The 20281-nt window shown below is 62.3% G+C and carries 21 protein-coding genes and 1 pseudogene; 12 read left to right on the top strand and 10 right to left on the bottom strand.

What is annotated here, in order from left to right; genetic code table 11:
* Positions 1 to 7 precede the first annotated feature (7 nt).
* The 6 genes from RSO67_RS06980 to RSO67_RS06955 all read right to left on the bottom strand — a co-directional run bounded on the left by RSO67_RS06980 (position 8) and on the right by RSO67_RS06955 (position 6492).
* Positions 8 to 1123 (bottom strand): branched-chain amino acid ABC transporter substrate-binding protein, encoded by a 1116-nt coding sequence (locus RSO67_RS06980; RefSeq protein ID WP_089265000.1) that lies wholly within the window; start codon positions 1121 to 1123, stop codon positions 8 to 10.
* A gap of 300 nt (positions 1124 to 1423) precedes the next feature.
* Positions 1424 to 2533 carry a branched-chain amino acid ABC transporter substrate-binding protein gene (locus tag RSO67_RS06975; protein ID WP_315842887.1) on the bottom strand — a complete coding sequence of 370 codons (1110 nt, stop codon included), beginning with the start codon at positions 2531 to 2533 and terminating at the stop codon, positions 1424 to 1426.
* A 147-nt stretch (positions 2534 to 2680) separates the two neighbouring features.
* Positions 2681 to 3403 (bottom strand): ABC transporter ATP-binding protein, encoded by a 723-nt coding sequence (locus RSO67_RS06970; RefSeq protein ID WP_315844186.1) that lies wholly within the window; start codon positions 3401 to 3403, stop codon positions 2681 to 2683.
* An 11-nt stretch (positions 3404 to 3414) separates the two neighbouring features.
* On the bottom strand, positions 3415 to 4245 hold the full coding sequence (locus RSO67_RS06965) for an ABC transporter ATP-binding protein (protein ID WP_315842886.1): 831 nt from the start codon (positions 4243 to 4245) through the stop codon (positions 3415 to 3417).
* Positions 4242 to 5564 (bottom strand): high-affinity branched-chain amino acid ABC transporter permease LivM, encoded by a 1323-nt coding sequence (livM, locus tag RSO67_RS06960; protein WP_315842885.1) that lies wholly within the window; start codon positions 5562 to 5564, stop codon positions 4242 to 4244. Before livM ends, RSO67_RS06965 begins: the two co-directional genes overlap by 4 nt.
* A 10-nt stretch (positions 5565 to 5574) precedes the next feature.
* Positions 5575 to 6492, bottom strand: a complete 918-nt coding sequence (locus RSO67_RS06955) for an ABC transporter permease subunit (RefSeq protein WP_092146777.1) — start codon at positions 6490 to 6492, stop codon at positions 5575 to 5577.
* A 319-nt stretch (positions 6493 to 6811) separates the two neighbouring features.
* Here RSO67_RS06955 and RSO67_RS06950 point away from each other — a divergent pair, with 319 nt between their 5' ends.
* Both RSO67_RS06950 and RSO67_RS06945 read left to right on the top strand, forming a co-directional pair.
* The gene (locus tag RSO67_RS06950; RefSeq protein WP_175500451.1) at positions 6812 to 6967 is read left to right on the top strand and encodes a hypothetical protein; all 156 of its coding nucleotides are present in this window, start codon (positions 6812 to 6814) and stop codon (positions 6965 to 6967) included.
* Positions 6968 to 7202: 235 nt separating this feature from the next.
* Positions 7203 to 7814, top strand: a complete 612-nt coding sequence (locus tag RSO67_RS06945; RefSeq protein ID WP_315842884.1) for a hypothetical protein — start codon at positions 7203 to 7205, stop codon at positions 7812 to 7814.
* Between the two features lie 12 nt (positions 7815 to 7826).
* Here the strand turns inward: RSO67_RS06945 and RSO67_RS06940 are convergent, their stop codons facing one another.
* From RSO67_RS06940 to RSO67_RS06930, 3 genes are read right to left on the bottom strand one after another with little or no spacing between them, the layout of a single operon-like run.
* Positions 7827 to 8216: a carboxymuconolactone decarboxylase family protein gene (locus tag RSO67_RS06940; protein WP_315842883.1), complete on the bottom strand. Its 390-nt coding sequence runs from the start codon at positions 8214 to 8216 to the stop codon at positions 7827 to 7829.
* A 13-nt stretch (positions 8217 to 8229) separates the two neighbouring features.
* A complete protein-coding gene (gene pcaD, locus RSO67_RS06935; RefSeq protein WP_315842882.1) occupies positions 8230 to 9009 on the bottom strand; it encodes a 3-oxoadipate enol-lactonase in 780 nt (259 codons plus the stop codon).
* A gap of 22 nt (positions 9010 to 9031) precedes the next feature.
* Positions 9032 to 10381, bottom strand: a complete 1350-nt coding sequence (locus RSO67_RS06930) for a 3-carboxy-cis,cis-muconate cycloisomerase (protein ID WP_315842881.1) — start codon at positions 10379 to 10381, stop codon at positions 9032 to 9034.
* 210 nt (positions 10382 to 10591) lie between these two features.
* Here RSO67_RS06930 and RSO67_RS06925 point away from each other — a divergent pair, with 210 nt between their 5' ends.
* The 10 genes and pseudogenes from RSO67_RS06925 (at position 10592) to RSO67_RS06880 (ending at position 19365) form a co-directional block, all read left to right on the top strand.
* Positions 10592 to 11038, top strand: a complete 447-nt coding sequence (locus RSO67_RS06925; RefSeq protein WP_089264991.1) for an SRPBCC family protein — start codon at positions 10592 to 10594, stop codon at positions 11036 to 11038.
* Between the two features lie 171 nt (positions 11039 to 11209).
* Complete coding sequence (locus tag RSO67_RS06920) at positions 11210 to 11695, top strand: (2Fe-2S)-binding protein (RefSeq protein ID WP_089264990.1); 486 nt, start codon at positions 11210 to 11212, stop codon at positions 11693 to 11695.
* A gap of 46 nt (positions 11696 to 11741) precedes the next feature.
* Positions 11742 to 12548 carry a xanthine dehydrogenase family protein subunit M gene (locus RSO67_RS06915; RefSeq protein WP_315842880.1) on the top strand — a complete coding sequence of 269 codons (807 nt, stop codon included), beginning with the start codon at positions 11742 to 11744 and terminating at the stop codon, positions 12546 to 12548.
* Positions 12549 to 12586: 38 nt separating this feature from the next.
* Entirely contained in the window at positions 12587 to 13495 is a 909-nt protein-coding gene (locus RSO67_RS06910; RefSeq protein ID WP_315842879.1) for a MoxR family ATPase, read from the top strand.
* Positions 13496 to 13649: 154 nt separating this feature from the next.
* Positions 13650 to 14853 (top strand): annotated as a pseudogene (locus tag RSO67_RS06905) (vWA domain-containing protein).
* 11 nt (positions 14854 to 14864) lie between these two features.
* Positions 14865 to 15194, top strand: coding sequence for an XdhC family protein (locus RSO67_RS06900; protein ID WP_068736040.1), 330 nt, complete (start codon positions 14865 to 14867; stop codon positions 15192 to 15194).
* Positions 15191 to 15907: an XdhC family protein gene (locus RSO67_RS06895; RefSeq protein ID WP_315842878.1), complete on the top strand. Its 717-nt coding sequence runs from the start codon at positions 15191 to 15193 to the stop codon at positions 15905 to 15907. The genes RSO67_RS06900 and RSO67_RS06895 overlap by 4 nt, the downstream gene beginning before the upstream one ends.
* Positions 15904 to 17508 (top strand): molybdopterin-binding/glycosyltransferase family 2 protein, encoded by a 1605-nt coding sequence (locus RSO67_RS06890; RefSeq protein ID WP_315842877.1) that lies wholly within the window; start codon positions 15904 to 15906, stop codon positions 17506 to 17508. The genes RSO67_RS06895 and RSO67_RS06890 overlap by 4 nt, the downstream gene beginning before the upstream one ends.
* A gap of 154 nt (positions 17509 to 17662) precedes the next feature.
* The gene (locus tag RSO67_RS06885; protein ID WP_315844185.1) at positions 17663 to 17989 is read left to right on the top strand and encodes a DUF4189 domain-containing protein; all 327 of its coding nucleotides are present in this window, start codon (positions 17663 to 17665) and stop codon (positions 17987 to 17989) included.
* A 53-nt stretch (positions 17990 to 18042) separates the two neighbouring features.
* Complete coding sequence (locus RSO67_RS06880) at positions 18043 to 19365, top strand: adenylate/guanylate cyclase domain-containing protein (RefSeq protein WP_315842876.1); 1323 nt, start codon at positions 18043 to 18045, stop codon at positions 19363 to 19365.
* Between the two features lie 8 nt (positions 19366 to 19373).
* Here RSO67_RS06880 and bcsS read toward each other — a convergent pair whose 3' ends face one another.
* The gene (gene bcsS, locus RSO67_RS06875) at positions 19374 to 20216 is read right to left on the bottom strand and encodes a cellulose biosynthesis protein BcsS (RefSeq protein WP_315842875.1); all 843 of its coding nucleotides are present in this window, start codon (positions 20214 to 20216) and stop codon (positions 19374 to 19376) included.
* Positions 20217 to 20281: the final 65 nt, after the last annotated feature.

Below are 20281 nucleotides of genomic sequence, written 5' to 3'. Positions count from 1 at the left end.
AAGCGCCTCAGGTTCCCTTCGCGTCGATCTGGGTGTAGTTGCCCTTGGCGTCCCACTTGTAGACGACATAGTCGATCGCCTTGATGTCGCCCTTGGCGTCAAACGCCATCTTGCCGAGCACGGTGTCCCATTCGCCGGCCTTGATCACATCCATCACCTTCTTGGTGTCGGTGGAGCCGGCCTTGGCAACGGCCTGCGACCAGACCTGGAACGCTGCATAGGTGTAGAGCGTGTAGCCTTCGGGATCGATGTTCTTGGCCTTGAACTTCTCGACGATCGCCTTCGCGGTCGGCTTGTTGCGCGGATCGGGTCCGAAGGTGAACAGCGTGCCTTCTGCGGCCGGACCGGTGATGGAGGCGAATTCCTTGTCGTTCATGGCATCGCCGGCCATCAATATGGTCTTAAGGCCTTGGTCGCGCATCTGGCGCAGAATGAGACCGGCTTCCTGATGATAGCCGCCCACGTAAACCAGATCGATATTATCGCGTTTCAGCCGCGAGACGATCGAGTTAAAATCCTTGTCGCCCTTGTTGTAGCTCTCGAACATCTTTTCGGTGAAACCGGCCTTGTTGAGCGCCTTCTTGGTCTCGTCGGCGAGACCCTTGCCGTAAGTGGTCTTGTCGTTGAGGATCGCGACGTTCTTGCCCTTGAAGTTCTTGGCAATGTAGTCGGCAGCAACGAGACCTTGCTGGTCGTCACGGCCGCAAACGCGCAGCACATTGGCGAGCTTGCGTTCGGTGAACAGCGGGTTGGTCGAAGCCGGCGTGATCTGCAGCACGTTGCCGTCGGCATAGGCTTCGGACGCCGGGATCGACGACGACGAGCAGAAATGGCCGGCAACGAACGGCACCTTGGAGCTTGCGAACTTCTCGGCGATGGAACGGGCCTGTTTGGGATCGCAGGCATCGTCACCGACCTGCAGCGCCAGCTTCTTGCCGAGCACGCCTCCAGCGGCGTTGAGATCGGCCACGGCCTGGTCGGCGCCGTTCTTCATCTGGCGGCCGAAGGCCGATTCGCCGCCGGTCATCGGGCCGGCGACCGCGACGTTGATGTCCTGTGCAAAAGCTGCGGTTGAGAGCAGCGACGCGGCAAAGGCCAGGCCGATCACATTCAATGGTTTCATGGGGATGATCCTCGCAAAGAGTTTTCGGCCACAAACGCAATCCGGCCGCCCGAACGATAGGATCATTCTCAACTTATTTTGATGCCGAGTCATCGGCAATTTTCGGCCGCAAACAGCCAGCCTGTGAGTCCGGCTGCGGCAGGTCGTCGCAAGAGCTTTCGCTGTGCGAGCCCGCGCCGGCGGATCAAAAAAGATGCCGAAACCGCCCTGGTGTGGGCAGTCGCGTCACGTCGGCTCCGCATCGACATCATGACGTGAGGCGAGCCGCACCTCTCGCTATGAGAGGCGCGGCCGGCAGGCTTACTGCTTCAGTTCGGCGTAGTCGCCCTTGGCGTCCCACTTGTAGACGACATAGTCGATCGCCTTGATGTCACCCTTGGCGTCGAAGGCCAGCTTGCCGAGCACGGTGTCCCATTCGCCGGCCTTGATCGTGTCCATCACCTTCCTGGTGTCGGTGGTGCCGGCCTTGGCGACGGCCTGCGACCAGACCTGGAATGCGGCATAGGTGTAGAGCGTGTAGCCCTCGGGATCGATGTTCTTGGCCTTGAAGCGGTCAACGATCGCCTTGGCGGTCGGCTTGTTGCGCGGGTCGGGGCCGAAGGTGAACAGCGTGCCTTCCGCAGCCGGGCCGGTGATGGAGGCGAACTCCTTGTCGTTGATAGCGTCGCCCGCCATCAGCACCGTCTTGAGGCCCTGGTCGCGCATCTGGCGCACGATGAGGCCGGCTTCCTGGTGATAGCCGCCCACGTAAACCAGATCGATGTTGTCGCGCTTCAGGCGCGACACGATAGCATTAAAATCCTTGTCGCCCTTGTTGTAGCTCTCGAACATCTTCTCGGTGACGCCGGCCTTGTTCAGCGCCTTCCTGGTCTCGTCGGCGAGGCCTTTTCCATAGGTCGTCTTGTCGTTCAGGATCGCGATATTCTTGCCCTTGTAGGTCTTGGCAATGTACTCGCCGGCGACAAAACCCTGCTGATCGTCGCGGCCGCAGACGCGCAGCACATTGGCGAGCTTGCGTTCGGTGAATAGCGGATTGGTCGAGCCCGGCGAGATCTGCAGCACATTGCCGTCGGCATAGGCTTCCGACGCCGGGATTGACGACGACGAACAATAGTGACCGGCGACGAACGGAATGCGCGCGCTGGCGAATTTCTCCGCAATCGAGCGTGCCTGCTTGGGATCGCAGGCGTCATCACCGACCTGCAGCGCCAGCTTCTTGTTCAACAGACCGCCGGCGGCGTTGATATCGGCGACAGCGAGTTCGGCGCCATTCTTGAACTGGCGGCCGAAGGCGGATTCGCTGCCGGTCATCGATGATGCGACGGCGACAGGAATATCCTGTGCCAGTGCAACGGATGCCAGCGCAATCGAAGCACCCGCCGTCAGGCCGATGAGTTTGATGAATTTCATAGGAAGTCCCCGTGTTCCGTTCGAATGCAGACAAACGCGACGCCGTGACGGAATCGCGATTGGCGCATCATTCTACCTTCAGAATAGTGTCGATTGTTTGCATCGCCCTTCGTGTTCGATCGTCACGCGATGAAGGATATCGATCCGTCAGCCGTGCCGGCCGCCTTCGAGATAGGCGGAGCGGATTTCCGGGGCCTTCAGCAATTCGGCGCCGCTGCCCGACAGGGTGATCAACCCGTTGACCATGACGTAGCCGCGGTGGGCCAGACGCAGCGCGTGATTGGCGTTTTGCTCGACGATCAGGACCGTCAGTCCATCCTGCTTGTTGAGCACGCGGATTGCATCGAAAATCTGCTTGGCGATCAGCGGGGCCAGACCCAGCGACGGCTCGTCGAGCAGCAGCAGGCGCGGGCGGCTCATCAGTGCGCGGCCGATGGCCAGCATCTGCTGCTCGCCGCCGGACAGCGTGCCGCCGCGCTGGGTCATGCGCTCCTTGAGGCGCGGAAACAGCGTCAACACCTTGTCGAGGCTTTCAGCGCGTTCGGCCGGCGTGCTCTCATTGACGTCGGCGCCCATCTGCAGATTTTCCGCGACGCTCATGCGCGGGAAAATCCGGCGGCCTTCGGGTGATTGCGCGATGCGCATGCGAGCGATCTCGTGGGTCGGCAGGCCGGTGATATCAATGCCGTCATAGACGATTGCGCCGGCGCGGGCGCGGGGCTTGCCGAAGATGGTCATCATCAATGTTGATTTGCCCGCGCCGTTGGCGCCGATCAGCGCAACGATCTCGCCGCACTTGATGTCGAGATCGACGCCTTTCAGCGCTTCGATCTTGCCATAGGATGCGTGCAGACCGGCGATGGCGAGCATGGGGGCGGTGCTCACGTCTCGCCCTCCATCACCGCAATGGCTTCCTCTTCATCCGCGCCGAGATAGGCGGCGATGACTTTGGGATTGTCGCGAATTTGCTGCGGCGTGCCGTCGGCGATCTTCACGCCGTAATCGAGCACGTTGATATGGTCGGAGATCTGCATCACGACGGACATGTCATGCTCGATGAGCAGGATCGAGGTGCCATGCTCGGCGCGGATCTTCAGCAGCAGCTCATTGAGCGCCGCGCTCTCCCGCGCGTTGAGGCCGGCAGCGGGTTCGTCGAGGCAGAGCAGCGCCGGCTCGGTACACATCGCGCGCGCGATCTCCAAGCGACGTTGGTCGCCGTAGGGCAGGTTGCCGGCGGCATCGTCGGCGCGCTCCAGCAGGCCGATCTGATCAAGCCAATAGCGCGCGAGGTCGATGGCGGCCTTTTCAGCGGCGCGATAGCTGGGCACGCCGAACAGGCCGAGAAGAGTGAAGCCCGAAGCGCGCATCAGCGTGTTGTGCTGCGCCACCATCAGGTTTTCCAGTGCGGTCATCCCGGGAAACAGCCGGATATTCTGGAAGGTGCGCGCGACCTTGGCGATCTTCGAGATGCGGAAGTCGTTCAGCCGCTCCAGCCGCCATTCACCATCGCTGTGGCGCAGCTTGATGGTGCCGGATGTCGGCTTGTAGAAGCCGGTGATGCAATTGAAGACGGTGGTCTTGCCGGCGCCGTTGGGGCCGATCAGCGCGGTGATCTTGCCGCGCTCGGCCGAGAAACTGAGATCGTTGACGGCGACGATGCCACCGAAGCGCATCGTCAGATTTTCAACGCTGAGGATGTCGTTGATGTTCATCCGTGCCCCTCTTTGACGAGGTCGGATGAGATTGCCGTATTGCGTTCGAGAAAGACGGTGGGAGCGCGGTGGCCGATCAGGCCGCGCGGGCGCCAGATCATCAGCAGCACCATGGCGCCGCCGAACACGAGCATGCGGAATTGCTCGAGCCCACGGAACAGTTCGAAGCCGCCGATCATCGCGAGCGCTGCGAGCGCCACGCCGAGCTGCGAGCCCATGCCGCCGAGCACGACGATGGCCAGTACCAGCGCCGACTCGTGGAAGGTGAACGATTCCGGGCTGATGAAACCCTGGCGGGTCGCAAAGAACGCGCCGGCGAAGCCGCCGAACATGGCGCCGGTGGCGAAGGCGGTGAGCTTCGTCGTCGTCGTATTGATGCCGAGCGCACGGCAGGCAACCTCGTCCTCGCGCAGTGCTTCCCAGGCGCGGCCGATCGGCAGGCGGCGCAGGCGGATGGTGACCCAGTTGGTGAGCAGTGCGAGGGCGAGGATCAGATAGAACAGGAAGACGATGCGGTGAGTCGGTGAGAACTCGATGTCAAGGCGGGCAGCGAGGCCGTCATCGCCGGGCGTCAGCGGAATGCCGAACATCGTGGGACGCGGAATGCCGGAGATGCCGTTGGGGCCACCGGTGAGGGTCTGCCAGTTGATGATGACGAGGCGGATGATCTCGCCGAAGGCCAGGGTAACGATCGCGAGGTAGTCGCCGCGCAGCCGCAGTACTGGAAAGCCGAGCAGCACGCCGAAGAACGCAGCGAGGATACCGGCGAGTGGCAGGCAGATCCAGAACGACAGGCCGAAATTGGTGGCCAGCAGCGCGTAGGAATAGGCGCCGACGGCATAGAAGGCGACATAGCCGAGATCGAGCAGGCCGGCGAGGCCGACAACCACATTGAGGCCCCAGCCGAGCATCACGTAAGTCAGCACGAGAATGCCGAGATCGAGGATGTAACGCTCGTCGTAGAAGATCACCGGGACGAGGAAGGTGAAGATCAACAGCGCCGGCACCAGCGCACGGCCGGCGAAGGAGAATGCCTTGGTTGCCGAAGGCGGCACCACGCGCACAGTACCCACCGGTCCCCACCAGCGGCGCAGCAGCTCCATGACGATACTGCCGCCGAACACCACGGCGACCATGGCGGCGAGATCGCCGAAGCGGGTCCACCAGGTCAGTTGCCCGTCGGAGCCGGCTTCGGTGCGGATGCCGATCATCAGCGAAAATAGCACCAGCGCGACCAGCGCGGAGATCACGGCCTTCTTCAGGATGAATGCGGCGTCCGGCCCGCGGGCAGTCTTAGCTTGTGATGCGTTTGCTGCCACTTGGATCCCGTCAGACTTTTTCGACTTCGGGACGGCCGAGCAGGCCGGTCGGCAGGAAGATCAGCACCACGATCAGAATCGAAAAGGCGGCGACATCTTTGTATTCGGTGGAGAAGTAGGCAGCCCATAATGTCTCGATCAGGCCGATCAGCAAGCCGCCGAGCATCGCGCCGGGCAGCGAGCCGATGCCGCCGAGCACGGCGGCGGTGAAGGCCTTGATGCCGGCGACGAAGCCCATGAAGAAATCCACGAGGCCGTAATAGAGCAGGTACATCATGCCCGCGACCGCAGCCAAGGCTGCGCCGATCACGAAGGTCATGGAGATGGTGCGGTCCACATCGACGCCGAGCAATGACGCCATGGTCTGGTCCTGCTCGCACGCGCGCATGTCGCGGCCGAGGCGCGTGCGCGCGACCAGCCAGGTGAACAGCGCCAGCAGCACGATGGTGGTGATGACCACGATGATCTGGATATTGGAGAGGCGCACCACAAAACCGTCGGCGCCTTCATGCAGCGTGTAGCCGCCGGTGATGATCGGCGGCACCGGCTTGACGCGGGCGCCCTGTGCGACCTGCGAGAAATTGGTCAGCACGAAAGACATGCCGATCGCCGACAGCATCGGTGCGAGGCGGAAGGAGTGGCGCAGGGGACGATAGGCGATGCGCTCGATCGTCCAGCCATAGAGCGAGGTGATCGCCATCGAGACAAGCAGCACCAGCAGCAGGATTACCGGCACCGCGGTAAGGCCGATCGAGACGAGAATGAGAAAGGTGATCAGCGCGATGAAGCCGCCGATCATGAAGATATCGCCATGGGCGAAATTGATCATGCCGACGATGCCGTAGACCATCGTGTAGCCGATCGCGATCAGGCCATAGATGGAGCCGAGCACGAGACCGTTGATCAGTTGCTGGGCGAAATAATCCATGCGCTGCCGAATTCGAGTGAGGCGCCACCATGATCCGGCAGCCGGATCATTGCGTCGTTGTATCGTTTTCTAACAGCGGCCATTGGAGGCGGCAACAGGGGGCGGTGCGGCTAAAGTAGCCTGTACATGCTGTTTTTCGCGGCGATTTACCTCCCTTTATCTTGCGCCGCAGCGCACACAAATCCGCGCCTCATTCGCGGCTGTTCCGGTGTCACAGTTGCGCCGTGCAACGGCCTTGCAATCATCACGCGGGAACCGAAACGAAGATCGCGGCTGCACGTTGTCGGGCGTTGAATGGTTCAACAAAGGAGATTGAAGAATGTCCAATCAGAACCAGCAAAAGCCCGGTCAGCAGAAGCCAGGCCAGCAGAGCCAGAACCCGGGGCAGCAGGGCCAGAAGCCCGGCCAGCAGCAGGGCGGTGGAATGAAACCCGGCCATGAGCAGGACCCGGACCACCGGCAGGGCCAGAGATAGGCCGTCAGACGGGCATCAATCGAGATTTGGGTCATTCAGTGACCCATGTGGAAGGCCCCGTCGAAAGGCGGGGCTTTTCGTTTGCCAAGTTCTGATCGTATCTCCCGGCCGTTATCCCGTCCATTCTCGAATTAAGGTTACCAATTGGTTTACGTTGTCCGTCTGATTGAACGGGCGTTACGTCGGCGCAGGCGCGCGCCTCCTGCGAGTCGCCGGCAGAGCGGTGGACGACGTCATGGACCAGAGCAGCGCAGACCAGACCGGAGCCCATCAGGTTCGAACTCTCCAGGGTGGCACGTTTCAGACTGGTACGTTTCAGACTTGGCGGATCAGCACATTCACCGGCGCGCTGATCGCCTGCTATTTCATCCCGACCTGGACGATCTTCGCGTTCCGCATCATGGTCTCGCCGATCCAGGGCTTCTATGAGCGCCCCAATATTTCACTGGCGCTGTTTCTCAGCGACTACATGCAATTTTCCAGCATGGGCACGGTGCGCTATGCGTGGCTGCTCGCCGTCGGCAAGCTGACGGTGGTTGCTTTCTTCACGGTATTCCTGGTGTTCATCACACGGCCGAAAATCCGCAAGACGGGCGGCTGCGACGAGGCGTTGATGATGGCGCTTGGCATCGGCGGCACGATTTCGTTCGCCAGCATGATCATGGCATCGAAGGTCGGCGAGATCGTCGCCATGCGGCTGCACATCACAGAATTGCTGCTGCTGCTGGGCACCGCGGTGTTGATGGCGATCGAGCCGCCATTACGCCGCGGTGCGGCGCAAGAGCTTGACCCCGGTCAGCCGGGCAAGGCAGCCAACGACGCGGAGCTTTTACAGAAGGTTGCCTAAATAAAAGGTCGCCTAAATGGCCAGCCCGAGCTCTTTGATGATCGCGCCGGCTTCCTTGGTGGCGTGATTGGCCGCCGGGACGCCGCAATAGATCGCCTGCTGCAACAGGATTTCCTTGATGTCGTCAGGTGTGAAGCCACCTTCGGTGAGAGCGGCGCGCACATGCATGCGAAATTCGTCCCACTGGCCGAGCGCCAGCATGGTGCCGATCACCAATATGCGGCGCGTGCGGTCGTCGAAATGCGGTCGCGTCCAGATCTCGCCCCAGGCGTAGCGGCTGATCAGGTCGAGAAAATCCGCATTGAATGCGTTCTTGCCGGCGGCCGATTTGTCGACCCAGGCATTGCCGAGAACCTTGCGGCGTTTTGCGGTGCCTTCGGCGGCGCGCTGTTGCTCGTCCATCTTAGGTCTCCGTTCAGCGCTGCGTCAGGAAGCCAACGACGGCGTCAGTGAAGGCGTAGGGCTGTTCGACGTTCGAGATGTGTGCGGCGTCCAGGAGCGTCATGCTGGCGCCGGGGATGTTGCTGCGGATCAGTTCGCCAGCCGCAACCGGTGTTGCGTTGTCCTGACGGCCGGCGATCACCAGCGTTGGGCTCTTGATCTTGGGCAGCAGCGCGCGCTGATCGAGCGTGCTCAGCGCCTCGCAGGCAGCAAGATAGCCTTCGACCGGTGAGGCGATCAACATCGCCTTCATCTTCGCGGTGGTCTCGGGCTCGCGCTCGCGGAAGTCGGTGGTGAGCCAGCCGCCGATGACGGCATCGGCCACAGCGGCGAGGCCATCCTCACGCACCGCCTTGATGCGGTTGTGCCAGTTTGTCGGATCCGGATAGTAGCAGCTGGTGTTGGCCAGGATGATCTTGTTGAAACGCTCAGGCGCGTTGGCGCCGAGCCACTGGCCGATCATGCCGCCCATCGACAACCCGCACCAATGCACCTTATCGATGTTGAGGTCGTCGAGGATCGCCAGCACGTCCTTGCCATAGCGCTCCATCGAGGTCGGGCCGTTCATGCCGGATTTGCCGTGGCCGCGCCGATCGTAGCGGATCACACGAAACAGCTTTGTCAGCGCCGGCATCTGCGGCTCCCACATCGCCATGGTGCAGCCGAGCGAATTCGACATCATCAGCGTTGGCCCGCTGTCGCGGCCCTCCACGGAGACATTCAGCAGGCAGCCGTCGGCGTCGATCATGGGCATGGTGTGTCTCCCGAGTTTCTTCTTAACTGAGTGAGGCGAGCTGGCGGTCGATGAGGGCTTGCGAGACGCCCTGATAGTCCATCGGCTCGAACAGTTTGGCGATCGCGGCAGCGCTAAGTTGCACGCTGACCTTGGGATCGGCCGTGAGCACATCGCGCAGATGTTTCTTCTCGGCGACGGCGCGCTTGGTGGCGGCTTCGACCAGATGATGGGCGTCGCTCTTGCCGAGCTTTTCGGCGAGCGCAAAGGTCACGGCTTCGGCCATGATGAGGCCGTGCGTCGTATCGAGGTTCTGCAGCATCCGCTCGGCATTGATCTCGAGCCCTTCGGCAATATCGACGATGGCGGCAAGAGCGCCCGATGTCACCAGCAGCAATGTCGGCAGCGTCGGCCATTCCGCGTGCCACGGTCCTGCGCTGCGTTCGTGATCCTGGATCTGAGCGGCAAAGATCGTTGCAGCGAGATTCGGCGCCATGGTCGCGGCGCCAAGCGCGGAGGCCGACGCCACGGGATTGCGCTTGTGCGGCATTGTCGAGGAGCCGCCTCGGCCTTCGCCGGACGGCTCGAACGCTTCGCCGACATCCGTCTGCATCATCAGCGAGACGTCACGGGCGATCTTGCCGCAACTGCCGGACAGGATCGCCAACACGGAAGCCACTTCGGCGATCCGGTCGCGATGGGTGTGCCACGGCGCATCGGGCAACGGCAGCTGCAATTCCTTGGCGAGTTGCTCTGCAACGACGAGGCCCTTGTCGCCGAGCGCAGCCAGCGTGCCGGCGGCGCCGCCGAATTGCAGTGCGAGGCCTTCGGCGCGCAATCGCTTCAGCCGCAAGCGCGAACGATGCAGCGCCGAAGCATATTCGGCGAGCTTCAGCCCGAATGGCATCGGCAGCGCGTGCTGCAACCAGGTGCGGGCGACCACGGCGGTGTTGCGGTGCTTGATCGCCAGGGCTGCGAAGCCGGCGATGGCGCGATCGAGATCCGCGAGCAGAGCGTCAATGGCGGCGCGCAGGCCGAGCATGGTTGCGCTGTCGATGACGTCCTGACTGGTGGCGCCCCAATGCACGTAGCGCGCAGCCTCGGCATCGGCCTTCGCCACTTTGGCGGTGAGCGTCTTGACCAGCGGGATGGCGAGATTGCCGGAACGCGTCGCTGCATCGGCCAGGGCAGCCAGATCGAACTGGTCAGCTTTGCAGGCGGCCTCGATGGCCGTCACGGCGCTGGCGGGAATCACCCCGACTGCGGCCTCGGCCCGCGCCAGTGCGGCTTCGAAGTCCAGCATATGCTGCAAATGGGCGGTATCATCGCAAACCGCACGCATCGCGGTGCTCGACAACAAGGGTGCCAGCAGAGGGGACAGGGATGTGCTCATCTGTGCGGGACCTAACCATTCCGGCGAGAGTCTGCCAATCCCCCGCAATCTTCTTGCCGCGGTGGCCTGTTGCACTGCGAATAGGCATCGCCCCATCCCGCCGGACGGTCTTTCCTTTGCGCCGTCCGTGCATTACTTGGGATTGAGGGTTCAATCCCTTGGGGATGACAGCCTCAATTCCGGACGGCGACAAATTCAGGAGACAGACCCATGGCCATGACGATGAGCGGTGAAGTCCAGCTTGCCGCGCCCCGCGAAGTGGTATGGGGAAAGCTCAACGACCCCGCAGTGCTGAAGGCCTGCATCCCGGGCTGTGAGGAGCTCGAGACCACAGAGGAAGGCGGCTTCCGCGCCACGGCCAAGATCAAGGTCGGCCCGGTCTCCGCCCGCTTCAAGGGCAAGGTCACACTGAGCGATCTCGATCCGCCCAACGGCTATAAGATCACCGGTGAGGGCGAGGGCGGCGTGGCCGGCTTTGCCAAGGGCGGCGCTGTCGTCGGTCTGACCGACAAGGACGGCGGCACACTCCTGACCTACAATGTGGAAGCCCAGATCGGCGGCAAGCTGGCCCAGCTCGGTCAGCGCCTGATCAACGGTTCGGCCAAGAAGATCGCCGACGAGTTCTTCGCGAACTTCGCCAAGGCTGTTCAGGGCTAAGGCCCGGAGCGTCTGATAGCGGCGATCAAGTATGTTTGATACCGCAGAAAAACACACCGGAGACCGTCCCGACTTGAGGTTGCTCATTGCCGGGATGGGCCATATTATGCATTTGGAATGATTTTAATGACCGTGTCGCCACGCAATGGGACGCGGACCAAGAGAGTGCATATGGCCAAAATCTCGATGATCGTGAACGGCAATCCCGTCACCGGCAATATCGATCCGCGCACATTGCTGGTGCAGTTTCTGCGTGAGAATCTGCGGCTCACCGGCACCCATGTGGGTTGCGACACGTCGCAATGCGGCGCCTGCGTTGTGCATCTCGACGGCAAGGCCGTGAAGTCCTGCACCACGCTCGCTGTCATGGCCGACGGTCACGAGGTTAAAACCATCGAAGGTCTCGCAGCCGATGGCGCGCCGCTGCATCCGATGCAGGAAGCGTTTCGCGAGCATCATGGCCTGCAGTGCGGCTTTTGCACCCCGGGCATGATCATGACCGCGGTCGATCTCGTGCATCGCAAGGGGCATGATCTCAGCGATCATCTGATCCGCGAAGAGCTTGAAGGCAATCTCTGCCGCTGCACCGGTTATCAGAACATCGTGGCGTCGATCGCAGCCGGCGCCAAGGCGATGGCGAAGTCCGATCTCGCATAACGACGCACAACGATAATCGCGCACCGCGAATCAGGGATCCCCACCCATGTACGAATTCAAATATCATCGTCCGTCGACCGTGCGGCAGGCCGCCAATCTCCTCATCAAGAACGAAGACGCGAAGCTGATCGCCGGAGGCCACACGCTGGTGCCGGTCATGAAGCAGCGTCTGGCGGCACCGCCGCATATCATCGATCTCTCGCATATCGAGGGTGTCGACGGCATCGAGATGAAGGGCCGTTCACTGGTGATTGGCGCGCTGGCTAAGCATGCCGCTGTCGCGTCCTCTCCGATCGTTGGCGAAGCCATTCCGGCACTGGCCGAACTCGCCGGCCTGATCGGCGATCCTGCTGTGCGTCACAAGGGCACCATTGGCGGTTCGCTCGCCAACAACGACCCGACCGCGGACTATCCCGCAGCCGTAATGGCGCTCGGCGCCACCATCACCACCAACAAGCGCAAGCTGAAGCCGGAAGAGTTCTTCCAGGGCCTGTTCACAACGGCGCTCGAAGCTGACGAGATCATCACCAAGGTCTCGTTCCCGGTGCCGAAGAAGGCGGCCTATATCAAATTCCGCAACCAGGCCTCGCGCTATGCGCTGGTCGGTGTGTTCGTGGCGCGGCTGCCCTCGGGTGTGCGGGTCACGGTCACCGGTGCAGGTTCGGACGGCGTGTTCCGTGTCGAGTCGTTCGAGGCTGCGTTGCAGAAGCGGTTCTCGCCAAAGGCGCTGGACGGGCTTACGGTGCCGGCCGAAGGCCTCAACAGCGATCTCCATGGCAGCGCCGAATATCGCGCGCATCTGATCGGCGTGCTGGCCAAGCGTGCGGTCGAAGCTGCCAACAACCGGGCCTGATATTTGTCAGGTCCGTTCCTTTCCAGATTGGTTCTCTCATGACTAAGCCATCGGCGCTCCCCACCTCCGTCGATGGCATGCTGGAATTGCTGACATCGCGCGGCTATCTCGCCGAGCGATCGCTGGCGACAGTTACCTATCTGGCATTGAAAATGGGCCGGCCGCTGTTTCTCGAAGGCGAGGCCGGCGTCGGCAAGACCGAGATCGCCAAGGTGCTGTCGGCCGCGCTTGGCCGCAAGCTGATCCGGCTGCAGTGCTATGAAGGTCTCGATGTCTCGTCCGCTGTCTATGAGTGGAACAGCGCCTCGCAGATGATCGCAATCCGACTGGCGGAAGCCGCCGGCGATACCGACCGCGATCAGCTATCCAGCGACATCTTCGCTGAGCGCTATCTCATCAAGCGTCCGCTGCTGCAGGCGCTCGAGCCGGACGTCAACGGCGCGCCGGTGCTCCTGATCGACGAACTCGATCGTGCGGACGAGGCGTTCGAAGCCTATCTCCTCGAAATCCTCAGCGACTTTCAGGTGACGATCCCCGAGCTCGGCACGGTCAAGGCGCCGGCGCCGCCGATCGTCATCGTCACATCGAACCGCACCCGCGAGATTCACGACGCGCTGAAGCGGCGCTGTCTGTATCACTGGGTCGACTATCCCAACGCCGAGCGCGAACTCGCCATCGTCAAGTCGCGGGTGCCGGGCATCTCCGCAAAGCTCTCGCAGCAGGTGGTGAGATTCGTGCAGGCACTGCGCGATCAGGATTTCTACAAGTCGCCGGGCGTTGCCGAAACACTGGATTGGGCGACCGCGCTGACTGAACTCGACGCCCGCTCGCTGACGCCGCAGGTGGTGGGCGATACGCTGGGTGCGCTGTTGAAGTATCAGGACGACATCCAGCGCATGCAGGGCGACGCGCTGGCCAAGGTGATCAAGGAAGCGACGAGCGACTAACACTCGTCATTCCGGGGCGCGGGCGGCGATAGCCGAACCCGAACCCGGAATCCCGAAGTAGTTGAACACATCGAGGTTCCCCACCACTCCAATTGGAGTGGCTGAGGTTCGGTCGCGCAAGTGGCGCGACCGCCCCGGAACGACGGAGTTAGGTTTGCCCATCGACCATCTCAACCCACCGACCGGCCAGATGGCCGACAATGTCATCGGCTTCGCGCGTGCGCTCCGCGCTGCCGGGCTTCCGGTCGGGCCGGGGGCGGTGATCGATGCGCTGAATGCCTTGCAGATGATCGAGATCGGCAAGCGCGCCGACGTGTTCACGACGTTGGAAGCGATCTTCGTCAAACGCCACGAGCATGCGCTGGTGTTTGCCCAAGCCTTCGATCTATTCTTCCGTGCGGCCGACGAATGGAAGCAGATGCTGGATTCGGTGCCGCTGCCCGACGATGCCAAGCGGAAGCCGCCGCCGGCCTCGCGCCGCGTGCAGGAGGCGATGGCGCAGCCGGCGCAGGGCCAAGAGCGCGAGGCACCGCAGGAACAGGAGATCAGGCTGTCGGTCTCCGACCGCGAGGTTTTGCAGAAGAAGGATTTTGCGCAGATGAGCGCCGCGGAGATCGCTGAGGTCACGCGCGCGATCGCCAATATGCGGTTGCCGCAGGCTGAACTGCGCACGCGCCGCACCCAGCCGGACAAGCACGGCGCGCGGCTCGATCTGCGGCGCACGCTGCGTGGCAGCCTGCGCACGGGCGGCGACATCATCGATATCCGCAGGCTAGGCCTGATCGACAAGCCGGCGCCGATTGTCGCGTTGCTCGATATTTCCGGCTCGATGAGTGAATATACCCGGCTGTTCTTGCACTTTCTTCATGCCATCACGGACGCCCGCAAGCGTGTCTCGGTTTTTCTGTTTGGCACCCGGCTGACCAATGTGACGCGGGCGCTGCGGTCGCGTGATCCCGACGAGGCGCTTGCCTCGTGCTCGGCTTCGGTGGAAGACTGGGCCGGCGGCACGCGCATTTCCGCGTCGCTGCACAACTTCAACAAGCTCTGGGGACGCCGCGTGCTCGGCCAAGGGGCGATCGTGCTGCTGATCTCGGACGGGCTGGAGCGCGAAGCGGATTCTGCAGCTGGCCTTCGAGATGGACCGGCTGCATCGCTCCTGCCGGCGGCTGATCTGGCTTAACCCGCTATTACGCTTCGACGGCTTCGAGCCGAAGGCTCAGGGCATCAAAATGATGCTCCCGCACGTTGACGAATTCCGCCCGGTGCATAATTTGAGTTCGATCGACGGATTGATCAAGGCACTGTCATCGGCGCCCCCGGTCCATCACCGCAGCCTGATCCGGCCCGCAGCTTAAGAGAGGCTTCCATGCTCAATCGCGATGAAGACATCCTGCAGGCTGCCGAGGCGTGGCAGAAGGCCGGGCACGGCGTGGCGCTGGCCACCGTGGTTGAGACCTGGGGTTCGGCGCCGCGCCCCGCAGGCTCGAATCTCGTCATCAATGACGACGGCACCTTCCTGGGTTCGGTTTCCGGCGGTTGCGTCGAAGGCGCCGTGGTCACCGAGGCGCTCGATGTGATTGCGAGTGGCGAGCCCAAATTGCTCGAATTCGGCGTTGCCGACGAGACCGCCTGGAATGTTGGTCTGTCCTGCGGCGGCACCATTCGTGTGTTCGTCGAGAAGGTCGGCCAGTCGTGAAAGCCGAGACACTTGCCACCCTGAACACGGAACGCGCCGCTCGGCGCCCCGTTATTTTGATCACCGATATATCCGATGGAACACAACGCCTGGTGAAGGCCGCCGATTTCGGCGCTGATCCGCTGCATGCCGAGCTCGAGAAGCAGCTGCGCATGGGCAAGAGCGCGATGGTCGAGGTGGACGGCAAGAAGCAGTTTCTCAACGTCTATGCGCCGACCGCGCGGCTCGTGATCATCGGCGCCGTCCATATCAGCCAGGCGCTGGCGCCGCTGGCGCGGTCGCTGGATTACGACGTCACCGTGGTCGATCCGCGCACGGCCTTTGCCAGCCCCGAGCGTTTCCCGGACGTGAAGCTGATCGCCGAATGGCCGGATGAGGCGCTGCCGGGCCTCAACATCGATCACTACACAGCCTTCGTCGCCGTGACCCATGATCCGAAGATCGATGATCCAGCGCTGTTGCACGCGTTCGAGAAGAACTGCTTCTATATCGGCGCGCTGGGTTCGCGAAAGACGCACGCCAAGCGCGGTGACCGGCTGAAGGCGCAGGGCGTCAGCGAGGCTGACTTCGCGCGGATCAAGGCGCCGATCGGTCTCAATATCGGTGCTGTTTCGCCATCGGAGATCGCGGTCTCGATCATGGCCGAGATCACCGCCGAACTGCGCATGCCCAAGACGATACCCGCGGAATTGTCCAAAGTGAGCAACCCATGAAGTTCGGTCCCGCCAGTCCGGCGGATGCACTTGGCGGCGTGACCGTCCATACACTGCGTCAGGGCTCGCTCGTTCTCAAGAAGGGCACCACTATCGGTCCCGATGAGGTAGCAGCGCTGACCGGCGCGGGGGTCAAGGATGTGGTCGTGGTGCGTCTCGAGGACGGTGATGTGTCCGAAGACGTCGCTGCGGCCAGTATCGCGCGGGCGGTGGCGGGCGAGGGCGTCAATGTCGAGCGAGCCTTCACGGGCCGCGCCAATCTGTTTGCGGGGACTCCGGGTGTGCTGGTCGTCGATCGCGCCATCGTCGATCGCATCAATGCCGTCGATGAAGCGATCACCTTTGCAACGCTGGCGGCCTACAAGCCGGTTGTCGAAGGCGAGATGATCGCGACCGTCAAGCTGATCCCGTTCGGCGTCGCCGGTACGCTGCGCGACGCGGCCGTCCAGGCTGCCTCGGGCGGCGCAATGCGTATCGCGCCTTATACGGTCAAGAAAGTCGGTATCGTCTCGACACTGTTGCCGGGGCTATCGCCGAAGGTGATAGACAAGACCCTGCGTGTGACCGAAGAGCGTCTCGCGCCTGCCGGTGCGAAGATCATCGCCGAGCGCCGCGTGCCACACGACGAGAAGGTGCTCGCGAAGACAATCAAGGAACTGCTCGGGCTTGGCGCCGAACTGGTGATTGTGTTCGGCGCCTCGGCCATTGCCGACCGCCGCGATGTCATTCCGTCGGCGATCGAACAGATCGGCGGCGCCATCGAACATTTTGGCATGCCGGTCGATCCTGGCAATCTGCTTCTGATCGGCCGGGCCGGCAACGTGCCGGTGCTGGGTGCGCCAGGCTGCGCGCGGTCGCCGGTGGAAAACGGCTTCGACTGGGTGCTGATGCGGCTGCTGGCCGGCCTCAAGGTGACCCGCGCCGATCTCACCGGCATGGGCGTCGGCGGTTTGCTGATGGAAATCGTCACCCGGCCGCAACCGCGCGTGCCCGTCGGCACCGATGGCAACAGCAACGTCGCGGCGGTCGTTCTGGCTGCGGGCCGCTCGACCCGAATGGGTGGGCCGAACAAACTGCTCGCCGAACTCAACGGCAAGGCATTGGTCCGGATAGTCGCCGAACAGGCTATCGCATCGAAGGCGTCCAGCGTGACCGTCGTTACGGGCCATCAGGCACCGGAGGTCGAGAAGGCGCTGGTCGGGCTCAAGGTTGCGTTCGTTTACAATCCGGATTTTGCCGATGGTCTCGCCAGTTCGGTGAAGGCCGGCATCGCAGCAGTCCCGGCCGATGCCAATGGAACTGTGGTCTGTCTTGGCGACATGCCGCTGATCGATGCCCGCTTGATCGACCGGTTGATCGAATCCTTCGCGCCGGATCGCGGTAACCTCATCGTTGTCCCTGTGAGCGACGGCCGGCGCGGTAATCCCGTGTTGTGGTCTCGGCGCTTCTTCAACGAGTTGATGACGCTGGACGGCGATATCGGGGCTCGGCACCTGATCGTGAAGCACGCTGAAGCCGTTGCCGATGTGGCGGTCGAAGGTCACGGTGCCTTCCTCGATATCGATACACCGCAGGCGCTGGAAGACGCGCGGAGCGGCTAACCCATGGCGCATGCGGCGGCCGCCGCATTTCACTTTCGTTCACCAAGTTGAAACGCCCTCCCTGTAGTGTCTGCCTCGATCGACCTCGGGGGAGGGGAAATTGTCGCTGTTTGCTACCGCGCGTCGTCGCGCGATTCTCGCTGTTGCCTTGTTGATGAGCGTCGGTGCCATGGATGTGGCTTCGGCCGCTGGTGCCCTCGCCGTGGGCAAGTGCGGCGCCTATGGCCAGGCATTCGACTATCCGGCGCAGGGGGCGGCGCTGGCGGCTGCTAAAAAGCAGTGCAAGGGCGAATGCACGACCGTAACGATGAACCGCGCCTGTGCAGCCTTCGCCGTGGATATGAAGAATCCCTGCGGCGCACACGGCTATGCCGTGGCGCCCCGTATTTCGAGTTCGCTGAATCAAGCGACCAAGAAATGCTATGACTACGGCGGTAAGGAATGCGTCATCCGGGCCTGGGCCTGCGACGCCAAGGGCTAGAGCTCCCAGACAAATATCTCGTTCAATGGGTCTGCGGCAGCTAGACTGCTGCAATGATTCAATTTTTCCGGACACTTCTGAAGTCTGCCGCCGACGCCGATCCGTCCGTTCGCGAATTTCGCAAGGCGCTGAGCCGCGAGATGCTGTTGACCGAACGGTTGCGGGTCAGGACGGTCATTGGCACCGTGGTGATCGTGACGCTGTCGCTGTCCATCGCCTATCTGCTGGCGCCGTCGAGCTTCGCGCGCATATCCAATGGCCAGTTCGATCTCGCATCGTCTTTTATGATCACGGGCCCGCTGCTGCTGTTCGAATTCTTCGTTCTTTACAAGATCAATCAGCGCATCGCTGCAGGGCAGGATATTGCGCAGGGGCGGCGCTATCTGAGCGCACTCATCGAGACCAGCATTCCAACGGCTGCACTGCATCTCCACATGGGCTGGATGGGGCCGGCGGCGGCGTTGGCATTTGCGGCGCCTTTGTCCTATTTCATCTTCATCATTCTATCCACGCTTCGGCTCGATTTCTGGCTGTCGACGTTTACCGGCTTTGTCGCGGCCGCCCAGATGCTCGCGCTGGCCATGCTGTATCATCCGGTGCAATTCGCCTCGGAACCCGCGCCGGATTTTGCGTTTCAGCTTATCCGCAGCGCCATGGTCCTGCTCTGCGGTATTCTTGCAGGCGCGGTCGGCTTGCAACTCCGTCGCCAGTTCGAGGCGAGCATCGCGGCAACTTCGGCGCGCGATCGTGTCACCAATCTGTTCGGTCAGCATGTCTCGCCGCAGGTTGTGGAGCAGTTGCTGGCGTCGGGAACGAGCTCTACGACCGAGATGCGTCAGGTCGCGGTGATGTTCGTCGATATCCGTAACTTTACCGCAGCGACCCGTGTGCATTCGCCCCGCGAGGTGGTGGATCGGCTCGACGAGACCTTTGCTCTATTGGTCGACGTGCTGGATCGACATTCCGGGATCGTGAACAAGTTTCTCGGTGACGGATTTCTCGCGCTGTTCGGAGCGCCCATTGAGGATCCGAATGCGGCGCATTGCGCCGTGCAGGCGGCGCGCGAGATGCTCATAGCTGTCGAGAGAAGCAATCGGGACAGCGAATGGCCCCTGCGCATCGGCATCGGGCTTCATATTGGGGCCGTGATTGCCGGCAACGTTGGCTCCCCGCGCCGCAAGGAATATACCGTCATCGGCGATACCGTGAACTTCGCGGCTCGGCTTGAGGCGCTCAACAAACAGTTCGGCTCGCAATTACTGATCTCTGCCTCCATACGCGATGCCTTGGGCGACACTTGCAGCGATGCGGAGCTGCTCGGCGATGTGCCGATCCGCGGCTATGACCTGCCGCAGGCTATCTGGCGCTTGGGCTGAGTGCTGCGTCAGTTCTCGAAGAATGGCGCGCGGGGCGGTCGCATGACCATGCCGAAGCGCGCATAGACTCCCTGGCGCTCGAAATTGTCCCGCACATGTCCCGCGGCGAATGACCATTCGTAGGGACCGGTGCGCAAGCCAGTCAGATGGCCGCCGATCCGGGTCTGCTGGCTGAAATAATCATTCGACAGTGCAGCCTCCGGGCCGATCCAGAACAAATCGAACAGGCGCCAGCCGGCCGCAATGCGCGTGGTATAGCCAGTGTCGATGGTCGTGCCTGAGATGGCATATTGCAGCATCAGCTCGCGTGTTGGCTCCCACCAGACATCCATTGTGCCGCGCGCGCCGAGCATCGCGCGAAGCCGGGAGCGGCGCTGATCGTGGTAGAAATAGTCGGCTTCCATATCGAGGCCAGCCAAGAGCTGCACTTCCAGATTGCCGCTTCGGATGAGGTAGCCCGGCAGGATCGCCGCGCGGCTGATCTGGGTGTAGTCGGAGCGCGTGCCTGTCGTGTAGCGCTCGAGGTTTTCCGACAGAAAGAAACGCAGGATGAAGCCATCCTTGTTCAGGCCGGCGGGGGCCCATTGCAGGCCGCCATAGGCACCAAGGCTCCAATGCGACGCGTCCACGCCGCCGAAATAGATCAGACGGTCTGGCATGCCTCCGGAGAGAAAATCGAAGGCGCGCCGTTTTTTGATACGCGTGTCGAACAGGGACGACCAGAAGCTCGATGAGCCGGATGCCGGTTCGATCGTGGCATCGATCTCGCCGGCATCCTGAGCCGCGACGCTGCCGTAGACCATTGCGGTCGTGGCGACACAGAGTGCGCGTAACGCCAGTCCCCAACGCATCGAGCCCCCACCCAACGCAACAGAAACACAATCATGAGATACAACTTAAGGTAGATTATCTTGGG

The organism is Tardiphaga sp. 709, assembly GCF_032401055.1.
In the GTDB taxonomy this organism is placed as follows: Bacteria; Pseudomonadota; Alphaproteobacteria; order Rhizobiales; family Xanthobacteraceae; genus Tardiphaga.
The sequence above is the reverse complement of the archived record's forward strand: the minus strand, read 5'-3'. Positions and strand labels throughout refer to the sequence as shown.